General features: G+C 65.7%; 1 protein-coding gene. It reads left to right on the top strand.

Annotated elements, in window-relative coordinates:
* A partial coding sequence (locus FJV41_RS56255) for a circularly permuted type 2 ATP-grasp protein (protein WP_220138054.1) occupies nt 1-409 on the top strand: 409 nt, incomplete at its 5' end.
* Nucleotides 410-411 lie beyond the last annotated feature (2 nt).

Below are 411 nucleotides of genomic sequence, written 5' to 3'. Positions count from 1 at the left end.
CTATCGCACCGGCGGCGTAGTGCTGGCCAACGCCATCGGCACCGGGGTGGCTGACGACAAATCGATCTATCCGTACGTCCCGGAGATGATCCGCTTTTACCTCGGCGAACAGCCGATCCTCAGCAATATCCCCACCTGGCAGTGTCGGAAAGCGGAGGACCTGCGCTACGTGCTGAGCAATCTCGAGCTGATGGTGGTCAAGGAGGTCCATGGCGCCGGGGGCTACGGCATGCTGGTTGGCCCGCGTTCGACTAAAGAGGAGCGGGAGGCCTTCCGCCAGCGCCTGCTGGACCTGGGCGGCGTGGCCCCGGCGACGGACAACACGCCGGAGGCGTTCGCCAGCGTCCTGCAGCGCGAACTGGCCGTGCTGCCCAAGGCCGCGAAGGAAGCGGACCTGCAACTGGACTGAAG

Origin of the sequence: Myxococcus llanfairpwllgwyngyllgogerychwyrndrobwllllantysiliogogogochensis, assembly GCF_006636215.1 — a bacterium.
Taxonomy (GTDB): domain Bacteria; phylum Myxococcota; class Myxococcia; order Myxococcales; family Myxococcaceae; genus Myxococcus; species Myxococcus llanfairpwllgwyngyllgogerychwyrndrobwllllantysiliogogogochensis.
This window is presented reverse-complemented; position numbering and strand designations above follow the sequence as displayed.